The sequence below is a fragment of the Collinsella phocaeensis genome (assembly GCF_900119895.1).
GTDB lineage: Bacteria > Actinomycetota > Coriobacteriia > Coriobacteriales > Coriobacteriaceae > Collinsella > Collinsella phocaeensis.
Genome location: NZ_FQLR01000004.1, coordinates 597,887 through 616,836 on the forward strand (window position 1 = coordinate 597,887; position 18,950 = coordinate 616,836).

Annotated in this window: 15 protein-coding genes and 1 pseudogene; 7 read left to right on the plus strand and 9 right to left on the minus strand. The window is 62.2% G+C overall.

Features of this window, described 5'->3' with window-relative positions; translation table 11 throughout:
• Positions 1–38 precede the first annotated feature (38 nt).
• A complete protein-coding gene (locus BQ7355_RS04645) occupies positions 39–2,036 on the minus strand; it encodes a DNA gyrase/topoisomerase IV subunit B (protein WP_072415143.1) in 1,998 nt (665 codons plus the stop codon).
• 282 nt (positions 2,037–2,318) lie between these two features.
• Between BQ7355_RS04645 and BQ7355_RS04650 the strand changes: the two genes are divergently transcribed.
• The 4 genes from BQ7355_RS04650 to BQ7355_RS04665 all read left to right on the plus strand — a co-directional run bounded on the left by BQ7355_RS04650 (position 2,319) and on the right by BQ7355_RS04665 (position 4,282).
• Entirely contained in the window at positions 2,319–2,603 is a 285-nt protein-coding gene (locus BQ7355_RS04650) for a type II toxin-antitoxin system RelB/DinJ family antitoxin (RefSeq protein WP_072415144.1), read from the plus strand.
• A gap of 3 nt (positions 2,604–2,606) precedes the next feature.
• Entirely contained in the window at positions 2,607–2,885 is a 279-nt protein-coding gene (locus tag BQ7355_RS04655; RefSeq protein WP_072415145.1) for a type II toxin-antitoxin system YafQ family toxin, read from the plus strand.
• 132 nt (positions 2,886–3,017) lie between these two features.
• Complete coding sequence (locus BQ7355_RS04660; protein ID WP_072415146.1) at positions 3,018–3,584, plus strand: RNA 2'-phosphotransferase; 567 nt, start codon at positions 3,018–3,020, stop codon at positions 3,582–3,584.
• The gene (locus BQ7355_RS04665; RefSeq protein ID WP_072415147.1) at positions 3,581–4,282 is read left to right on the plus strand and encodes a metallophosphoesterase family protein; all 702 of its coding nucleotides are present in this window, start codon (positions 3,581–3,583) and stop codon (positions 4,280–4,282) included. The genes BQ7355_RS04660 and BQ7355_RS04665 overlap by 4 nt, the downstream gene beginning before the upstream one ends.
• Before the next feature lie 259 nt (positions 4,283–4,541).
• Here the strand turns inward: BQ7355_RS04665 and BQ7355_RS04670 are convergent, their stop codons facing one another.
• The 6 genes and pseudogenes from BQ7355_RS04670 to BQ7355_RS04695 form a co-directional block, all read right to left on the minus strand.
• Positions 4,542–5,588, minus strand: coding sequence for a Fic family protein (locus BQ7355_RS04670; protein WP_205407565.1), 1,047 nt, complete (start codon positions 5,586–5,588; stop codon positions 4,542–4,544).
• 142 nt (positions 5,589–5,730) lie between these two features.
• Positions 5,731–6,315: a restriction endonuclease gene (locus BQ7355_RS04675; protein ID WP_205407566.1), complete on the minus strand. Its 585-nt coding sequence runs from the start codon at positions 6,313–6,315 to the stop codon at positions 5,731–5,733.
• A 244-nt stretch (positions 6,316–6,559) separates the two neighbouring features.
• Positions 6,560–7,204 (minus strand): annotated as a pseudogene (locus BQ7355_RS04680) (hypothetical protein); the annotation flags it as partial.
• 146 nt (positions 7,205–7,350) lie between these two features.
• Positions 7,351–8,877 (minus strand): AbiH family protein, encoded by a 1,527-nt coding sequence (locus BQ7355_RS04685; protein WP_072415149.1) that lies wholly within the window; start codon positions 8,875–8,877, stop codon positions 7,351–7,353.
• Positions 8,878–8,885: 8 nt separating this feature from the next.
• Positions 8,886–11,513, minus strand: coding sequence for a DEAD/DEAH box helicase (locus BQ7355_RS04690; RefSeq protein WP_072415150.1), 2,628 nt, complete (start codon positions 11,511–11,513; stop codon positions 8,886–8,888).
• Between the two features lie 2 nt (positions 11,514–11,515).
• Entirely contained in the window at positions 11,516–13,300 is a 1,785-nt protein-coding gene (locus BQ7355_RS04695; RefSeq protein ID WP_072415151.1) for a site-specific DNA-methyltransferase, read from the minus strand.
• Positions 13,301–13,676: 376 nt separating this feature from the next.
• On the opposite strand from BQ7355_RS04695, the gene BQ7355_RS04700 reads away from it, so the two are divergent.
• On the plus strand, positions 13,677–13,949 hold the full coding sequence (locus tag BQ7355_RS04700; protein WP_072415152.1) for a type II toxin -antitoxin system TacA 1-like antitoxin: 273 nt from the start codon (positions 13,677–13,679) through the stop codon (positions 13,947–13,949).
• The gene (locus BQ7355_RS04705) at positions 13,946–14,422 is read left to right on the plus strand and encodes a GNAT family N-acetyltransferase (protein ID WP_072415153.1); all 477 of its coding nucleotides are present in this window, start codon (positions 13,946–13,948) and stop codon (positions 14,420–14,422) included. Before BQ7355_RS04700 ends, BQ7355_RS04705 begins: the two co-directional genes overlap by 4 nt.
• 122 nt (positions 14,423–14,544) lie before the next feature.
• Here the strand turns inward: BQ7355_RS04705 and BQ7355_RS04710 are convergent, their stop codons facing one another.
• Positions 14,545–15,537 (minus strand): IS30 family transposase, encoded by a 993-nt coding sequence (locus BQ7355_RS04710; protein WP_072415900.1) that lies wholly within the window; start codon positions 15,535–15,537, stop codon positions 14,545–14,547.
• 221 nt (positions 15,538–15,758) lie between these two features.
• Between BQ7355_RS04710 and BQ7355_RS04715 the strand changes: the two genes are divergently transcribed.
• Positions 15,759–16,814, plus strand: a complete 1,056-nt coding sequence (locus BQ7355_RS04715) for an alcohol dehydrogenase (RefSeq protein ID WP_072415154.1) — start codon at positions 15,759–15,761, stop codon at positions 16,812–16,814.
• Between the two features lie 81 nt (positions 16,815–16,895).
• Here the strand turns inward: BQ7355_RS04715 and BQ7355_RS04720 are convergent, their stop codons facing one another.
• Positions 16,896–18,761 carry a PfkB family carbohydrate kinase gene (locus BQ7355_RS04720; RefSeq protein WP_072415155.1) on the minus strand — a complete coding sequence of 622 codons (1,866 nt, stop codon included), beginning with the start codon at positions 18,759–18,761 and terminating at the stop codon, positions 16,896–16,898.
• Positions 18,762–18,950 lie beyond the last annotated feature (189 nt).

An 18,950-nucleotide genomic window follows, 5' to 3' on the forward strand; every position in this document is an offset into this window, starting at 1 on the left:
TGATGCGGGCGTGTCCGCCCGATGGTGGTTGGTGGACCTTACTGCAGGTCAAGCTGGTCGAGATACTCCTTGCCGTGTTCGGCGATATGGCGCTTGCGGCCGGCCTCGTCGTTGCCCAGCAGCAGGTTGAACATGGTCTCCATCTTGGCCACGTCCTCGGGCTCCACCTTGATCAGGCGGCGCGTCTCGGGGTTCATGGTGGTGAGCCACATCATGTCGGGGTCGTTCTCACCAAGACCCTTGGAGCGGTTGATGGAGCACTTCTGGTCGCCGATCTCGGCTAGGATGTCGTTCTTTTCGAGCTCGGTGTAGGCGAAGTAGGTCTTCTCCTTGCAGTTGATCTCGTAGAGCGGCGACTCGGCGATGTAGACGTAGCCCTCGTCGATGAGCGTGGGCACCAGGCGGTAGAGCATCGTCAAGATGAGCGTACGGATGTGGTAGCCGTCGACATCGGCGTCCGTACAGATGATGACCTTGCTCCAGTTGAGGTTGTCCAGGTCGAAGGCGCCCAGGTTCTTGATGCGCTTGTCCTTGATCTCCACGCCGCAGCCCAGCACGCGCATGAGGTCCATGATGACGTCGGACTTGAAGATGCGCGGGTAGTCCTCCTTCAGGCAGTTGAGGATCTTGCCGCGGACGGGCATGACGCCCTGGAACTCGGCATCGCGCGAGGTGCGGATGGCGCCCGCCGCCGAGTCGCCCTCTACGATGTAGACCTCGCGGCGAGTCTTGTCCTTGGAGCGGCAGTCGATGAACTTCTGCACGCGGTTGGCCATGTCGGTCTTCTGCTGCAGGTTGGTCTTGATGCTCTGGCGCGTCTTCTCGGCGTTCTCGCGCGAGCGCTTGTTGATGAGCACCTGCTCCATGATCTTGTTGGCGGCGTCCTTGTTCTCGATCAGGTAGGTCGAGAGGCGCTCCTTGAAGAACGCCGTCATGGCCTGCTGGATGAAGCGGTTGTTGATGGCCTTCTTGGTCTGGTTCTCGTAGGACGTCTGGGTGGAGAAGCAGTTGGTCACCAGTACCAGGCAGTCCTGGACGTCCTGCCACTTGATGGAGCTCTCGTTTTTGTTGTACTTGCCCTGTTGCTTGATGTAGGCGTCGATCGCGCTGGTCAGCGCGCTGCGGGCGGCCTTCTCGGGCGAGCCGCCGTTCTCTAGCCACGAGGAGTTGTGGTAGTACTCCTGCATCTGGAAGGTGCGCGAGAAGCACAGGCAGGCCGTGATCTTGACGTTGTAGTCGGGCAGGTCCTCGCGGTCGCGGCCGCGGCGGTCCGCCTCGATGAAGAAGGGCTCGGTGAGGTAGTCGGCGCCCACCTTCTCGAGCACGTAGTCCTCGATGCCCTTGGGGTAGCAGAAGTCCTCTTCGGTGAACTCGCCGTCGTCGCCCTCGATGCGCAGGCGGAAGGTCACGTTGGCGTTGACCACGGCCTGGCGGCGCATGGTCTCGCGGTACCACTCGTGCGGGATGCTGATCGAGGTGAAGACCTCGAGGTCCGGGCGCCACTTGATGGTGGTGCCGGTGCGGTGCTCATCGGTGGGCTCGATCTCGAGCGCCTTCTTCTTGGCGCCCACGACCTTGCCCTTCTTGAAGTGGAGGGAGTATTTGTTGCCGTCGCGCCAGACCGTGACGTCCATGTACTCGGACGCGTACTGGGTCGCGCACGAGCCCAGGCCGTTGGTGCCCAGCGAGAAGTCGTAGTCGCCGCCCTCGTTGTTGTTGTACTTGCCGCCGGCGTAGAGCTCGCAGAAGACGAGTTCCCAGTTGAAGCGCTTCTCGGAGGGGTTCCAATCGAGCGGGCAGCCGCGGCCGTTGTCCTCGACCTGGATGGAGCCGTCGCGGAAGGCGGTGAGGGTGATCAGGTTGCCGTAGCCCTGGCGCGCCTCGTCGACGGCGTTGGACAGGATCTCGAAGGCGGCGTGCGCGCAGCCGTCGAGCCCGTCCGAGCCGAAGATGACGGCGGGGCGCAGGCGTACGCGCTCCTCGTCCTTGAGCTGACGGATGCTGTCGTTGCCATAGTTTGCGGTGTTCTTTGCCATGCTCGCTCTCTCGGTGTGTCCTCTTGGGCGTCTAGGAAGCCATGTGAATGAATACCGTAGCATAGCCCGGGCCGCGTGCGGTGCTGTCCAAGCGAAATACATCGAACAAATGTTCGTCTCATATGTGCACCCGTTTGAGTTGTCTTTGCCATGAACCTCTTTCATGTGCATGTTGCGCGCATGGTCCCGGCGCTATTCCTTTAGGTGCGAAGCCTGCTGTATTTTGTTTTATACAGGTATACAATGTCATACAAAGTACGACAAAAGAGCAAAGGGGAAGTCATGGCCGTCTCTGTTGCATCTGAATCAATCTCTGCCAAGCTTCGCAAAGACGAGAAGAGCCGCTTTACTGCCATCTGCGACGAAATTGGCACGTCGCCGAGCAATGCAATCCGCATGTTCGTATCTGCCTTTAATCGTCGGGGCGGCTTCCCGTTCGACCCTTCGAATCCCTATGGGTTCAACTCCGAGACCCTTGCCGCAATGGATGACGCTGCAACGGGCCGCAACCTCTCTGGTCCCTATCGGACGGTCAAGGAGGCGATGGCTGCGCTCGACGAGGAGTAGGCCATGCTGGAGTTGAGGTTTACGTCGAAGTTCAAGAAGGACTATAAGCGCCTCAAGAGGCAGGGCAAAGATCTTGCAAAGCTTGAGATCGCTCTCGAGATGCTCGTGCGCGGAGAAGCCTTATCGGAGTCGATGCGCGATCATTCTCTAGGCGGGACGTATCGAGGTCATCGAGAGTGTCATATTGAGCCGGACTGGCTCCTTATCTATCGCATCGATGAGGGAGGCTTGGTCCTCGTTGCTACGCGCTCGGGGAGCCATAGCGATCTGTTGGGGCTGTAGGCCTACGTATTTCGCCGAGGACGAGAGGGCCATTCGTCGACGGCGGCCACGAGGACCCTGCTGCGATATGGTCCCCTCCCATCGACGTATGGCGCGTTGACGAGGATCGAGAGCCGATAGGAAGTGGTATCCATGACCGATGCGCGACATGTGAGAGCGAGCAAGATGCTCGCGTGCGCACTGCGGCATAAGCCGGGGGAGTTTGGCATAGAGCTCGATGCACACGGTTGGGCGCAGGTCGGCCCCCTCGTGCGCGGTATGAAGGGCAAGGTGGAGTTTTCCCGCGATATCTTGGAGCATATCGTGGCGACCGATCCGAAGGGTCGCTACGAATTCGATGCCCGCCGCACGCGCGTTCGGGCGCGGCAGGGGCACTCCGTCCCGGTGGATGTGGAGCTTGAACGGCGAGAGCCGCCCGCTGTCCTGTATCACGGCACGGCCATGAAGTATCTCGACAAGATCATGCGGGAAGGGCTCGGGCCCATGAGGCGGCTGTACGTCCACCTGTCGCCGGACCGGCAGACCGCGCTCAAGGTTGGCTCGCGGCACGGCGAGCCTGTCGTGCTTAAGGTGGACGCTGCGGCGATGGCGGCCGAGGGCAGGGAGTTCTATCTGTCGCGCAACGGCGTGTGGCTCGCGGGCCCGGTGGAGCCGCGGTTCCTCGAGGTGGCGACTTGGGCGGAGGATGATGCGAGATGATCTACGTTACGGGCGACCTGCATGGATTCGTCGGCCTATCGCGGCTCAAGGATTGGAATGAGGGGCGCGCCGGCGACTACCTCATCGTGGCGGGCGACTTCGGCTATCCGTGGGACTTTTCGGAGGAGGAGAGCGCCGAGATCGCCTGGTTGGAGTCCAGGCCGTATAGGGTGCTCTTCGTGGACGGGAACCACGAGCGCTTCGACCATTGGACCGCGCGCCCAGCAGAGCCCTGGGGCGGCGGCATGGTCCAGCGGCTGTCCGACGGCTCGCCCATCATGCGCCTCATGCGCTCCGAGGTCTACGAGATCGATGGCGCGCACATCTTCACGCTGGGCGGCGCCGCGAGCATCGACCGGGCGTACCGCACGCCGTATGTCGACTGGTGGCCGCACGAGGTCCCGATCGAGCAGGACCTCGACCAAGCCCGCGCCAACTTGGATACCGTGGGCTGGAAGGTCGACTACGTGATCACGCATACGTGTCCCAAGCGCCTGATGGCGCGCACCCTCCATCCCGCGCTGCCCATACCGGGCCTTCCGGATGAGCAGCTGACGAGGTTTTTGGACGAGGTGGACGCGCGCCTGGACTTCAAGCACTGGTATTACGGGCACTTCCACGGGGACAGGGACATCGACGAGCGGCATACGCTGCTGTTCGAGCGCATCGTCCCGATCGGCGCGGGCGTGGACGGCTGAAGCGCGCCCACCTCAATTCAGGGACTGTCCCCAAATTGAGGTGGGAAATACTCTTCGAGGATCGCATCGAGCCGTGCACGAATCGCCTCGAACGTTTGGTCTAGGTCGAGCGCCCGCACGCCGATGCGGTTGCCGCTCATGAGATGGATGCCGCTTGGCTGTACCTCCTCGTCGGTTCCCGCAAAGTTGCTAGGGACAGGGCTCTGCCGGGTTGACGTCGCCTTGTCTTGAAGACCTCAATACCGCCGGTATGCGGTCGCTACATGCGCCGTCTATAGGCCGTCGCCCTTGCCGCGCCGATCTTCTCGATCACGCCTTCCTGCTGCAGCTTCGAGAGGATGCGCTCGAGCGTGCGCTGGCTCATCCCCGGGTTGGCGTCCAGGATCTCCCGTTTCGTGACCGATCCGATCAGTCGGTCGAAGAACGCGCGGACAGCGTCTTCGTTGCTCGCGGGGACGCCTGCAAGCGAGAACCTGTTGGCGAGTTCCCGGTAGCAGGCGTCAATGATGCCGAGCATGTAGGTGACGAAGGGGGCGTAGTCGCCCTTTCCCTCCCGCCAGCCTTGGGAGCTCGCGGCAAGGGCTTCGTAGTAGGTCTCTTTTGTGCGCTCGATCTCCTTCTCGATCGAGACGTACTTTCCCACGTCGTAGCCGGCTCGATGCATGAGCAGCAGCGTGAGCAACCTGCTCATGCGTCCGTTGCCGTCGTTGAATGGGTGGATACTCACAAAGTCGAATGCGAACACAAGGGACACCAGCAGGGGATCGTACGTCCCGGCATCCATCTGATTGCGGTATTCCTCGCAGATGGTTTCGACGGCGTCGGGCGTCATGGCGGTTGGCGTGGGAGCAAAGCGCGCGACGAGCTCGCCTTGCGCGGTGTGCTCCGCGATCACGTTGTCTGAATCCTTCCACGTGTCCGCGTGGGAATCGCTCGAATAGCGGTACAGGTCGCGATGGAGTTGCAGGATCACGCCGGGTGTGATCGGGATGTCATCATGGCTCTCGTGGATGAGGTTCAGAACAAAGCGATAGCCGGCGATCTCGCACTCGTCACGGTTTCTTGGTTCGGCCTTTTCGAGCATGAGTTCGTGCAGGCGCTTGTCGGAGGTCGAGATGTTCTCGATCCTGTTCGATGCGCTCGTGCTCTGGATCTTGGCCACTTCCACCAAAGCGGCGAAGTGGTTGGGGTGGGCGCTGGCGAGCAGGGATGTTTTGCCCTTGTGTTCGCGGATGTTCCCAAGAGCGGAGACGACTTCTGGGGTCATGAGGCTGCTGAGCACTCGGTTGTAGTCGAATTGGGTCAAAGTATCCTCGCCATCTACGTAGTATCTTCGACAAGTATAGTATGAATGGCGAAGATATTCGAGTGTTGGCGAGGATACTTGAGCGTTGGCGATGCTGCTTAGAGGGACCGCGCACCCAAGGCTCATCCCATGGGAAGACTCTCTACGCCGGCCACCAGATGCGGGTGAGCGGGAGAATGCTTCGGGCCTCGTCGTCGGCCTTGTCGTAGACCTCCACGTAGTGGCGGACAAAGGAGTCGAGGTCGAGCAGGCGCACGGGGACATTGGCGCGGTCGGCCTCGTAGCGGCCCTCCTTGGTGAAGCCTCCGGCGGACCCGCAGAGCCCGCGATCGCCTGCGCGAAGCCCGCCGATGAACGAGCGCACTGCAGGCGCGCCCATGGCTCCCTCGCGGTGCTTGACCTCCGCCACGATGCGCGGAGACTCGAGCCCCAGCGCGTCGGGGGAGGCGATCACGTCGCGTCCACCATCGGGGCCCCTGGGTGTCACGCGTGCGCAATAGCCCATCGCCTTGAGCATGCCCGCCACCAGGCGCTTCATGTCTTCCCAGCTGAGTTGACTCACACGGTCCTTGATGAGCTCGATGCCGTTGTCGTATGTGGCGGTGAGTGCCTCGTCGTCACTGGAGGAGTCGTCCCTGGAATCTTGGCCCGGCTCGTTCGGGTTGCAAGCGAGCCCGGCGCTCGCCGCCGGGCGCTTGTGGGCGGCTGCCGATTCCAGGTCGGCCATGACCTCGATAGAGATGGCGAAAACGGTCTGAATGCCGCCGAGCGAGCTCTTGGAAGACTGCGAGAGGGTGATTAGTTCCAGAATGTCACCTCCAAGTCGAACGCCAGGGTCGTCTCGGTTACGACTGTATGTCGCTTGTATTCTGATTTGGGACATCGAGCGTGTGGCTGGGATCGGGTTTATGGCGTTTGGGGATAAAGCAGCGGATCGTCTGCTTCAGGACCGGACCCTTGCGCCCGAGAAGCTAGAACGGGATATACCAATCGTTCCGCTCAAGGATGGTTCTTATCCGGCTCGACAAGCGTTTCCTGAGAGATTCGCGGCCAGCTTCGTTGTTTTCATATGCGAGCACGCGGTGATGCCTGACGTCAAATGGGACATCATCAATGGACTGGGAAACCGGGATGACTTCCTTTCCCAGGGCATGTGCTACGCCGGTCTCGTACATTACGTTGGGGTTCTTGTCCGAGAAATCGACGATTACAATGCACGCTGCTCGAATCAGATTCATAATGTCGTTGATGAGGATAGATTCCTCCCAGACGTCATCTGCGGCCTTCAGCGTTAGGTGATTTTCTCGGCAAGCCTGAGCCATGGTGTTTCTGACGTCAACGAATTGTGGGGTGAAGGGGATCATCACCGCAGCCATTGAGATGTCGATATTTGAAGTGGCAGATGCTGCGTTTAGGGGCTCTTTGTTCGCGGTGTTCGTGGTTGCGGGGTGGGATTCGATTTCTGCGCTCTTGTCGGCAAGCATCTTCTCAACCAGTGCCAGTGCGGCAGGGTCTTTGTTGTAGAGCTGCCCAATGACGGAAGCGACGCATGACGGATAGTCTTCGTCTCCAAAATAAAGGCTCCTCAGGAGCCTGTCGTGGCCAGTGATAATCGTGCCGCAATCACCTAGCTACATGGCAAGGAGCTGCCAATCACCGTTGTCGAAGGTGGCTGTGACCTTTCTTACGACTCGATCGATAAGTTCAACGTGCTTCATGTCAATCATTAGTACTTCCCCCAAGATCGTTTCATCGGGTCCATTCAATTTACCGACAGTCCGCGAATAATCAGTCTTCCCTCAAGCAGCAGCTTGTGCATAAGGTTCTTGCCATGATCCGAGTTGTCCATGGTTGCTCCATAGGCAACCAGCAGATTGTTGATAGAGTTTGTGAGCATCGAGCGGCGCTCGTTATTGATTATCTCCGGGTTATCGGAGCTGTCCAACGGGAAATAGAAGACTAACACTGTCTCGCTTTCGTAAAGATCCACGCCGTCGAATATTGATTGGAAGTAGGAATAGTCTGCCTTGCCGAGTGAGTGACCATAGAACTTAATCACATCGGTTGCATCTTGAAGGTTTGAACTGTTTGCGGTGTTTATCAGGCCGCCGGTCCTTGATCCGCCGCGCAGCATGAGGCGGTATGTCTTGGTGAACGGGACTGCGACGGGGTTGTCCATACAGTCCTTGCCATCTATGCCGAATATGATGTTTTCCCCAAGCTTTCCGTGGATGTTGACGAATACGCCGTTCTTGCCCATGTCGAAATGGTCGTCGGCAACGCTTGTGTAGTTGAAGCTCAGAACTGAAGTCGACACGCAGAAGCCCTCGTCACTTTGCTTGCCGTCCTCGTCAATCGTCCGACAGAGGTTCTTGCATTTCTCTACATACCCGTCGTTGCCGTCAACCTCCTTGGATAGATAAGTACCGAAAGCCTGCTCGAGTTTCCCTAAGTCTCGTTTAAGCAGATCGACGAACATTTCTGGAGCGTGCCCCTCGCCGGTTGGTTCGGGGCTGATCGTCAGGATGTAGCGAGCGATGTTGCAAAAAAGATGAGTTTTGTCGTCTTCCTCGCCTGCAAGGCGATTTCCGCCTTTGCACCACACAACGTAAGGCATCCCGTCCGTAAACAAATCCGTCCGTTTTGTTGTTTCAAGCGCGCCCCAAAACAACGACGTTTTAGGGTTTTGGTCAGAGAACGAGAGAACCCAACTCTCTATTTCACCTTCGACGTCGCACCATGCATCGTCTATATTCGCCTCAAGAATAAAGTCCCAAAGAGTCAGATCAGAATTATCCAAGGTATTTTTCCAGGCTGCCCTGCTATAGCTTCCGATGTTGGCAATCATCTCGAATCGGGGCTTGAAGAAGTCGCCGAATCTCGAGTGAAGCCCGCACTGAAGGTCGAAGCCGTTTCCCAGGATGACGAGCTGCTGCCAGCTGGACTTGAAGTAGGAAGGGTTATCGAGGCTCCTGAGAGTATGATCGGGTATCGTGTAATTTGGAGTCACATTCTGAAGTGCTTCAGCCAGATTGTAATCTGGCAGCCTCAGCGCGGAGGCGTCAAAAGACTTTGCCACCTCGCTTGCTAGCGAAGACGAGAGTGAGTTGGACAAGGGCTTGAAGTTTATGCCCGCAAGAGCATCTCGGAAGGGGGTCGCTGCTGAGATGTCTATGTCTGCCAGTTTTGCCGCCTGACCGATTGCTGAACTGCCTATTTGGGGAATTCGGGAGATAGTCGCCTCCATTGCGTCTGATGACTGCCTTAGCTCTTCGTCTGCCTGATTCAAACTGCCTCCTAGCACCCAAGTACCCCGCTGCTGAATTCCGCCAGCGTGAGCGAGTTCGCCATGTCGAGCTTCTGGTTCTCGAACACCATCACGTAGCGGTACTCGCGCCCGGCCATGTCCGCCCAGCGGGTGCCGAGCCTGAGCTTAGCCTCGGAGTCCTCGCCGATGAGGTGGCCGCCCTTGGTCTCGATGGCCAGCACCACGCCGTCGGTCGTCTGCGCGAGGAAGTCCGGGTAGTGGTTTATGAACCCGTTGATGCAGAACTCTCCCTCGCGGCGCTCAGCCACGCGGTGCCACCACCTGATGCGGCCGCTGTTGGAGAGCAGGTCGGCCATCTTGAGCTCAATGCCGTCCAGGCCGCCCTCCTCGGCCTCGTAAAGCGTCTGGGCGTAGCTCGTGTTTGGCCTCGCCAGCCTGAACGAGTCGGGCAGCTCGTAGGAGGGCTCGCAGACGATCGACCCGTTCGTGAGCATCATCTCGAACCGCGACTCGCAGTGCTCCGACGCGAGCTCCCTCACGGCGTCCTGGACGCACGTGGCGACGGATGCCACGCTGTCGAAGCACACCTCCACGGTGGCCTGGTCCATGTCGTCGACGATGCGGCGGATGTACGCCCGCATCTGCTCCTCGCCGAAGGTGCGGCGGAACTGGGAGGTCGTGGCGGAGAGCACGAGCGCCACAAGGCTGTCGCGCTTCCCCTCGTCCGAGAGCGTCGAGAACAGCATGCGCATGTTGTTGCGCACGTCCTCGTCGAGGCGGCGGATCTTGTAGGCGTCGGAGTCCTCCACGAGGTCCACGGCACGGGCGTCGGAGAACGCGGTGACGTCGATGTGCACCCGGTCGATGCCGAGCTTGGAGAGCTTGAAGTCGCCGAGCAGGTTCTCGCGTTCGAGCGGGACGTACTCCTCGTCGAGTGTGAACAACCCGCCGTCCACGCGCGCGAGGAACCTCGGGATCCTCAGCGCGCGGGCGGCGCCCGCGACGGACTCGCGCATCCCGTGGACCCCGGCGTCGCCGCCGAGGCTGCAGTAGACGCCGCCGACTGTGCCGATATTGCAGTCGAGGCCCTCGTAGCTCTCCTCGAGCTCGCCGCCGCGCGCCATGATCTCGTCCACCCCGCCCGCCGGGACCTCGTCTTCGCTTCCAACGGGTGCGTCAGCACCGGACAGGTCCAGCGCCCCGATGGCCTCGCCGCCATCCTCGTCGGGCTGGGCGTCCCCGCCGGGCTCGAACGCCGGCTCCTCGGGGGAGGGGCCGGTGCCGGCGGAGCCCCGCTCCTCGACAACGTCGCGCCGAGAGAAGCCCGAGCCGTTGAGGCCGTCGACGACCTGCTGCACGGTGCCGTCGAAGTCGGCGGAGGACGTGAGGACGTAGGCGATGTTCAGGCTGCGTGAGCTCGCGCGACAGGCGCGGGGCTGGCGCAGCACGCGGCCCACGATCTGTTCCACGCTCACCTTGGAGCTCTTGTTCGCCACCGTCGCGAGCACGTAGGCGAAGGGGCAGTCCCACCCCTCCGCAAGCGCCTCCACCGTGATGATGAAGCGTATGGGGCAGTCGCGGGACATGAGGTCGGCGCCGCCGATCTCGTCGACGTCGCCGGTGCGCACGGCCACCTGCTCGGGCGGTATGCCCGCCTCGACGAGGCGGTCGCGCAGCAGCTCGTAGGTCTCCGCGCCGGCGGAGTCGCGCCGTTCAGCCTGGAAGAGGGCGATCGGGCGGATGTAGCGGCCGGTCCTGCGCTCGTCGGACTCGGCGATCGCCTCCAGCCTGCGCTGGAGCATGACGGCGTCCTGGATCACGGTGCGCTTGTCGGGGCGGCGGTACACCACTACGGGAAGCTTCACCATCTCCTCGCGCTTGAGCTGTCGCGCGGTCGCCTGGGCGATCACGTTGGTGCGGCGCGCGTCGGGCGTCGCGGTGAGCTCGAGGACGAAGCGAGGGTTGAGGTTGCGTAGCATCTCCACCGACAGACCGCTGCCCGCGTGGTGGCTCTCGTCCACCACCACGATCGGGTTGGAGCCCGCGAGCGCCGTGATGAGCGCGGTGTCGTCGGCGCCGTCGACGTCGAAGGCGGTGCCTCCCGCGCGCTGGAGCTCGGTGAGGCCTGCGAGCGCGGAGTTCTCCGCGTAGGCGCGCCTGCCCTCCTTGTTCTTGAACGAGTCGTAGGACAGCACGAACACCGTGAGGCCGTCGCCGACCGTGTTAGCGTTGAAGCCGCGCCCTGCGAGGCCGTCCTCCTTCGAGAGCACCTCGACGCGCCCAGCGAAGTCGCGGTCGAGCGTCTGGCGCAGGAAGTGGTCGGGGTCCCGCAGGTTCCTGATCGTCTGGTTGAGGATCTCCCTGCGCGGCACGAGCCACACCACGACCTCGTCGTGGGCGGGCAGGGCGTCCGCGATGATGTCGATCGCCGAGGCGCCGATGAGCGTCTTGCCGCCGCCGGTGGGGACCTTGGCGCACACGCGCGGCACGCCCGAGAGGTCGTCGTGGTAGGCCGGCATGCCGTCCTTGCCGGGTGTGAGGCCGGCGGCGCCGAGGAACACGCCGTAGGCGGTCGCCGCGTCGCCGAGCATCGCGTAGGTGCGCGCGTAGCGGCCGATTTCCTTCAATACGTCGCGCTGGTAAGCCTTGAGCTCCATGGCTACATCCTCGCAATCTGGGATGGGATCTGCTTGAACGCGACGCCCGCCGCCTCGAGCTGGTTGGGCGAGAGCGCGCACCGGTTCGCGTAGACCACGGTGGGCGACCCCTTGACGGGGAATCCCCTGAGCAGGTCGTAGTCGAGCACCGTCTCCTCGCCGGGGACGTACACGAGGTAGTAGGCTGCCTGAGCGTGCTCGCCGAGCAGCCACGGGCACTCCCCGGTGCGGTCGACGTACTCGGCGCGCGTCTCGGTGTGCCAGACGTAGCGGCGCACGGCATCGGCGGGCGCGTCCGCGTTGAGGGAGATCATCGGGGAGGCGGACCTGCTTGCGATCGGAGGCTCCTCCACGTCGAACAGAGCGGGGCCGAGCTCGTAGTAGGAGAAGCCCGAATCGATGCCGGCCACGGCGTTCTTGCCCTCGCCGTAGCCGGAGATGACGCGGCGCACGCGCTCGGCGGTGACCGTGTCGGCGTAGTCGCTGAGCTCGATGAGGACGTACCGGCGGTTTCCGCCGTCTCCCTGGTTCAAGCGCATCGCGGCGTGGGCCGTCGTGCCCGATCCGGCGAAGGAGTCGAGGACGAGGGCGTCATCGCCCGCCGCGACCTGCAGGACGCGTTCAATAAAGCGCGTTGGTTTAGGCGTGTCGAACGGGGCCTTTCCGCCGAAAATCGCCTTGAGCTCCTTCTTCGCTTCGTCAGTGTGTCCGACCTCGGCGTGCGGCCAGAAGTTGGTGGGTAGGCGACCCCCGACGCTATCGAGGTAAGTCTTGCGTCGAATGCCACCTTTTCCATTACGGGTGAAGTAGAGTCTCGGCCACGGTCCAGTGTCCTGAACGTGTTGGGCGATGCGCCTGGATTCGTCAATCGGCTGGGCAAGCATGATCGCCTTCACGTCCGCGCGCACCTCGCCGCCCTGCAGCCCGCAGACCTCTGCCCTGCGCCCGGCGTCATCGATGTCGACGAGCTCGTAGGGACACCAGCCGTTCATGTATTCGAGCATCTGGTCCTGCTGATAGCGCCAACAGGAGCCGTTGTAAGGGTAGAGCAGCTCACCGGTGAATGGGTGCTGTATCGCGTAGACCATGCCCTGGTGCGTTGCGGCGCCGGGTGCGAATGCATCGCTGCTCGTCCAAGGCGTGATGTCGTTATCCGGGTTCTTGTACTTCGAATCCATCTCCGCGGTGCGAGGCAGCTTCCTTGGCTGCCATCCGGCCTGTTTCCCGTATGCGAGGAGATGCTCGACCTCAGCCGGGATTCCCTTGGAGTCGTTTCTCGTCGAGTAGGTCCGCTGCCAGGATATGTCAGCGGCAAAGCAGGGGGCTCCGAAGATCTCGTCGCACATTATTTTGAGATTGGCATACTCGTTATCGTCGATGCTGATGAAGATCGCGCCGGTCGGCGCGAGCAGCTTGCGCAGGAGCTGGAGGCGCGGGTACATCATGCACAGCCATTTGTCGTGGCGGGAGAAGTCCTCGCCCTCCTTGCCCACGACCTGGCCGAGCCATTTCCTGATGCGCGGGTCGTTCACGTTGTCGTTGTAGACCCAGCCCTCGTTGCCGGTGTTGTACGGCGGATCGATGTAGATGCAGTCGACTTTCCCCTCGTACTCCGGCATCAGGGCTTTCAACGCCTCGAGGTTGTCGCCGTGGATGATCATGTTTCCGCAGTCGGAGCCGCGGCTGTCCAGCACGCCCTTCTCGGGTACCCGTTCGAGCACGCGGAAGGGGACGTCCCGGTGGTGGTTGGCGACCTTTTCCTTGCCCATCCAGTTCAATGTCGGCATATGCAGCACGTCCGTTCAAATCCGATTAGAGCCAGGATCAAGCATACCTGCGCTATCGGCGCGAGGAGTGCATCTGGGCCTTGCGGCGTTGCAGCAATTCTATCAAACGGAGCATCAAACAAAGGATGCTGGGCTCTTGGAAGATTAATGAGGGACGTTAGCTCGCCGTCGTGTGTGCCCTGATTTCTCATTCGCTTTTGCCGTTATCCCGCAGTACGGCGCCGTCACGGGGCAATCACGGTTCCATTCGCCCGTGAGGACCGCTTCTGGTTTGGGCGCTACGAGACCATGGTGTCACCTGGACGAATTCGCCCTCTGTCCTTATACTTGTACGTAGTAATTCCGTACACAAGCTACTCCGCAAGAGGAGGACGACATGGCAACGCCTGCTTTGGAAAAGCCTTGCAGGATGGACCTGAGGCTCACGGGCTCCCAACGGGCCAGTTATGAGGAGGCGGCGGCTCTCAAGGGTCAGACGCTCACGCAGTGGTCGACCTCCAAGCTCGATGAGGCGGCGGCGGCAGATATAGAGGCCGCACGTCTTACGCGGCTCACGGGGCCAGCGTTCGAGGAGTTCTGCTCGATGCTCGACGCTCCGCTACCGGAGTCGACTCGCGAGCTTCTTGCCCGTGAGGAGATCTGGGTATGACGGCTAGCTTCTCCCGGCCCGTCCAGCTCGCGGCGGGGGAGGGTATAGAGGGCTTCCATTGCAGCGTCGAAATCGTTGACTCGTGGGCCACGCGCCATGCCGCAACCGCCCGCGCTCGGGGCACGGCCGTGGTTTACGTGTCGCGCTGCGCCGGGCGCGTGGTGGGCTTCTATACGCTGAGCACGCATTCTGTTATGCGGTCCGCCGTCGGTGGAGGATGGCTCGCCCGCAACGCCCCCTCCCAGGTCCCCGCCGTGCTTCTGGGGATGCTGGGCGTGGACGACGACTTCAAGGGCATGGGTCTTGGCGCCGCCCTTCTACGCGATGCAATCATCAACGCCTCCAAGGTGGCGGCGATTGCCAGCGCACGGGCGCTTGTGGTTGATCCCGCGGACGATTCGGCCGCGGCGTTCTATACCCGTTTCGGCTTCAGGCACATAGGCGAGTCGGGGCGCATGGCTATCAGGCTGTAGGTTGCACGCCGAATTGTGCAATAGCTATTGCACTCTAGACCGCGGTAGCCTTGCCCAAAGCTGGCAGACGGGTCTTTCGTCCTGAAAAATGTTGAACTCAACACTTTTACGTCGGCGAATCCTTAGAGCAAGTGCAACGACTGGCGGTGGTAGACCTCCCAGGGGCACTTCCACTTGAGACGCTTGCGTGGTCTCCGGTTGAGTGAATCGTATACCTCCCGCACCTCGCTGTCGCTGACATCGTCGAGGCTCTCGCCCTTCGGGAACCAGTCCCTGAGAAGGCCATTGGTGTTCTCGTTGGTGCCCCGCTCCCATGGATGGTGGGGATGGCAGAAGTAGACCGGCGCTCCCAGCGCCTCCTGGAGGCCCTCTGCATCCGAGAACTCCTTGCCCCTGTCGAGAGTGACGGTATGGACGGCCTCTCCCTCGAGCGCCCTCTCCGTGGCCTCGTTGACCTCGGCATGGGCCTTCCTGGCGGCCTTGCCGCCGACAAGGTATCCGCTCATCCTGTCGACCTGGGTGACGAGGCATGCACCGCCCTGCCTGCCGGCGACCGTATCGCCTTCCCAGTCGCCTGTCCGGCTCCTGGACGATGCCTCTTCCGGCCTCTCGGAGATGTCATGGGTTATGCGCACCTTGCCCCTGCGCTCCTGGCTTCCCTTCCTGTGCCTGCGCTTTCCATGGTGCCTGAGCAGCCTTGCGGCCTTCCTGTGCCCCGGAAGCCCGCAGTCCAGGGATCCCGACTCCACGGCACGGTAGATGGCGGAATCGCTCACGGCGAGGTCGGGCCGCTCCTCCGAGATGCGGCCCGATATCTCCTCCGGGGACCAGTGCTCGTCCCGCATGAGCCTCACGACCAGCGAGCGCCTCTCGGGCTCGTCCATGGGCCTGGGGCGCCTGCAGCGCAGCCTCCTCCTGCCCGCCTTCCTCTGTGCCGTAGACGCGCGGTAGCGGCGCCCTGCAGGGCCCTGCCAGCCGTTCCGCCTGATCTCGCGGGATATGGTCGACTTGTCCCTGTGGAGCTCCCTCGCTATCTGGCTGACCCCCTCATGGCCCTTCCAGCGGACCATGATGTCCTCGCGCTCCGCGATGCTAAGATGGCTGTAGCCGTCCATGGTGCCTCCAATGATGCATGTCTCCGCAAGCATCATCATGGGTCGTGCCTGGGCGGCTACCTCGTAATATCCTGTTGCACTCGGAGTGAGGATTCGCCTCTTAAAAATGTGAAGTCCAACATTTTAAAGGACGAAACCTGCAGGCGGACGTTGCCGGCGGCATGTCACGAGGCTCCCGAATCGCGTATCATTGCGGGCGAACAAGCGATAAGGAGAACCCCATGAAAGCCCTGGTACACGACGGCAACGGACATATCGCGCTCGAGGATCGCCCGGAGCCGCAGCTGCAATCTCCAACCGACGCCATCGTCCGCGTCACACGCTCGACCATCTGCACGAGCGACCTGCACATCATCCACGGTGCCGTGCCGCGCGCCACGCCCGACACGGTGCTCGGCCACGAGTTCGTGGGCGTCGTCGAGCAGGTGGGGGAGGGCGTGCGCGTCCTCCATCCCGGCGATCGCGTGGCCGTGAGCTGCGAGACCTTCTGCGGCGAGTGCTTCTACTGCGAGCGCGGCTGGGTGAACAACTGCATCGAGGGCGGTTGGGAGCTCGGCTGCTGCGCGGACGGCTGCCAGGCGGAGCTCGTCCGCGTTCCCCAGGCGGACCGCACCTGCGCGCCCATCCCCGCGGACGTGACCGACGAGGACGCCCTCTTTCTGGGTGACATAGTGGCCACGGGCCACTGGGGCGCCCAGATCGCCCAGATCGAGCCCGGCTCCACGGTCGCCGTGATCGGCGCCGGACCGGTCGGCCTCACCACCATGATGTGCGCCCGTCTGCACAACCCCGCCCGCATCATCGCGATCGACATCGACCCGCAACGCCTCTCCCTCGCCCGCGAGCGCGGCTTGGCAGACGCTGCGATCAACGCCCGCGATATGGACCTTGCCGCCGTCGAGGCCGCCGTGCGCGAGCTCTCTCACAATCGCGGTGCCGACAGCGTGATCGAGGCCGCCGGCGGCTCCAACACCTTCGAGATGGCCTGGCGCATCGCCCGGCCGCACGGCGTGGTGGTGCTCTCCGCCATGTACGAGGGCCCGCAGACGCTGCCACTGCACCAGATGTACGGCAAGAACCTCGTCTTCAAAACCGGCGGCGTGGACGCCTGCAACATGGGCGAGACCATGCGCCTGGTGCAGGAGGGGCGCATCGATACGAGCTGCCTCATCTCGGGCCGCTATCCGCTCAACGACATCGTGGAGGCCTACCGCGCGTTCGAGGCCCACGAGGACGGCTGCCTCAAGCTCGTCATCACGCCCTGGGAGGACCGCTAGTGGAAGTGGGTCTGCGGAAAGGCGCCCGCTGCGCGGACGGGCACGGATCGACAGCGGCGATGACGCCGCCCTCCCTCCGCGCTACGCGTTCGCGCACTCCAGGCCGAAGCGGTCGATGAGCGCCTGCGCAACTCCCTGGCGAGTGGTGCTGTAGCCCGCCGCGTAGTTGGCGAGCTCGATGGCGCGCACCAGGTTGTCGCCAGACATGAGGCGCGCCGCAAGCGCGCTGATGAAAGCGTCGCTCGCACCGGTCGTGTCGACGGCATCGAAGTCGGCGGCGGGGAAGTGGCGGCGGAGCTCTGGGCTGTGCAGGTAGCATCCGCCCGCACCGAGCGTGACGATCACGGTGCCACCGCATCGCTCGGCGAGCTGGGCCGCTCGCTCTTCGATCGTGCCTGGCCCGGGGACTATGGTGTTTAGCTCGGGCAGGTTGGGAACGAGGATGTCCACTCTCTGCAGGATCTCGTCAGGCAGCACGTCGCATGCCGCCGGCTTGAGGATCGTCTTCGCGCCGTGGTGCCGGGCAGTGCGGAGCGCTGCGAGCACGGCGTCGAGGGGGATTTCAGTTTGGACGAGGCAGTACTGGGCGCCTTCGAACAGCTGCTCGCGTGCGGCGAGGTCGTCTGCACTGAGAAAGGCGTTCGCGCCGGACAGGACGGTGATCATGGACTGGCCCTCGGGATCTACGAAGATGTATGCCTTGCCGGTCTCCACATCCGCCTTGCGGTACACGCCGGTGGTGTCGACCTCCCAGTGCTCGAGCGTTCGATACACGACATCGGAAGAGGCGTCCGCGCCGACATCTCCGACGAGGGCGACGCGGTGGCCGAGCTTTGCGAGCCCAGCTGCCTGGTTCGTGCCTTTGCCGCCGGGGTAGACGAGGGAGCGGTCGGTGGTGACCGTCTTGCCCTCGTCGGGGAGCGTCGGGACGGAGAGGCGCGTGTCGATGTTGATGCTCCCGACGACGACGGCGTGCTTCGACCGGCTGGTCGGCGGATTGCCGAGGGAGTTCGTGTTGTTCAGCTTCAGTCCATCGAAATGGTCACCGGCTGCGGGCTTCCCGGTCATCTTTCCGATGAGGCGCTCGCATGCGAGGCGCCCGAAATCGGAATTTTTGATCGTGTAGGTCGAGATGGCGTCGCCGGGGTCGTCGATCCAGGAGGTGCCAGAGTCGTTGCGCAGGGAGACGATGGAGACGTCATCGGGCGTATGGTAGTGCAGCGTCGCCAGGCGCTCGTGAAGCTTCTTGGCCATTTGGTAATGCGAGCAGACAATGCCCGTGAGCTCGCCGCTGCCGATCTTGCCAAGAAGGTCGGCGCTGACCTCTGTGTGGATGAGCGATTCGGTGAACGCCATGCCGTGTTCGAAGAGGCAGCGCTTGAACCCCTGGATGAAATCGGGCGTGCGTCGTCCTTCGGTTACAAGGCAGCCGATGCGGCAGTGATCGCGCCCGATGAGTTCGGCGGTGATCTCGTACGTCGCCTTTTCGTAGGGGATCAACAGGGAGAGGTCGCCCCCGTTTGCCCCGATGGTCACGACCTTCGCGCCCGATGCGTCGAGGATACCCCGGTATGAGAGGCTTTCCCCATTGACCGGTTCCCAGATCACGCCGGCGGCACCCGTGCTCTTGAGGGCTTCGAGGTTCTTGCGCTCTTGTTCGAGATCGAGGTTGCTGTTGAGGACGAGGGGGGCATAGCCGGCTCGCTGGGCGACGTTGAGGATGCCGTCGAGGGTGGAGTCTAGGGAGATGGGCGAGCGAAATACGACGCCGATGAGCCAGTCTTTGGTGGCGCGCGATCGTGAATAAGGCGAGTAGTGGTACTCGCGGACGATCTTGAGCACGCGCTCCCGTGTGGCGTCGCTGATGCTGCTGTCTTTATGGTTTATGACTTTCGAAACCGTGGAGGGGGATACCCCGGCGAGTTTGGCGATATCGCTGATATCCATCTGGTCTCCTCGTGCGGTGCTGGCGTGTTAGGTGCGTCCTATAGTACCCAACCATATCCGGAATCCGCTTACGGGCAAAGACTGACCGTTTGCCGACGGTTTGCGGCAACTGTTTAGCCAGTGTTAATATTCGCTTAGGAAAACGAATTAGGAAAATACTTTCCTAACGAAACGCATACGACTTGCATA

Coding starts and splice junctions, on each gene's coding strand:
- BQ7355_RS04645 (WP_072415143.1), bottom strand. CDS start 2,036: ATGGCAAAGAACACCGCAAACTATGGCAACGACAGCATCCGTCAGCTC.
- BQ7355_RS04650 (WP_072415144.1), top strand. CDS start 2,319: ATGGCCGTCTCTGTTGCATCTGAATCAATCTCTGCCAAGCTTCGCAAA.
- BQ7355_RS04655 (WP_072415145.1), top strand. CDS start 2,607: ATGCTGGAGTTGAGGTTTACGTCGAAGTTCAAGAAGGACTATAAGCGC.
- BQ7355_RS04660 (WP_072415146.1), top strand. CDS start 3,018: ATGACCGATGCGCGACATGTGAGAGCGAGCAAGATGCTCGCGTGCGCA.
- BQ7355_RS04665 (WP_072415147.1), top strand. CDS start 3,581: ATGATCTACGTTACGGGCGACCTGCATGGATTCGTCGGCCTATCGCGG.
- BQ7355_RS04675 (WP_205407566.1), bottom strand. CDS start 6,315: ATGGCCGACCTGGAATCGGCAGCCGCCCACAAGCGCCCGGCGGCGAGC.
- BQ7355_RS04690 (WP_072415150.1), bottom strand. CDS start 11,513: ATGGAGCTCAAGGCTTACCAGCGCGACGTATTGAAGGAAATCGGCCGC.
- BQ7355_RS04695 (WP_072415151.1), bottom strand. CDS start 13,300: ATGCCGACATTGAACTGGATGGGCAAGGAAAAGGTCGCCAACCACCAC.
- BQ7355_RS04700 (WP_072415152.1), top strand. CDS start 13,677: ATGGCAACGCCTGCTTTGGAAAAGCCTTGCAGGATGGACCTGAGGCTC.
- BQ7355_RS04705 (WP_072415153.1), top strand. CDS start 13,946: ATGACGGCTAGCTTCTCCCGGCCCGTCCAGCTCGCGGCGGGGGAGGGT.
- BQ7355_RS04710 (WP_072415900.1), bottom strand. CDS start 15,537: ATGGACGGCTACAGCCATCTTAGCATCGCGGAGCGCGAGGACATCATG.
- BQ7355_RS04715 (WP_072415154.1), top strand. CDS start 15,759: ATGAAAGCCCTGGTACACGACGGCAACGGACATATCGCGCTCGAGGAT.
- BQ7355_RS04720 (WP_072415155.1), bottom strand. CDS start 18,761: ATGGATATCAGCGATATCGCCAAACTCGCCGGGGTATCCCCCTCCACG.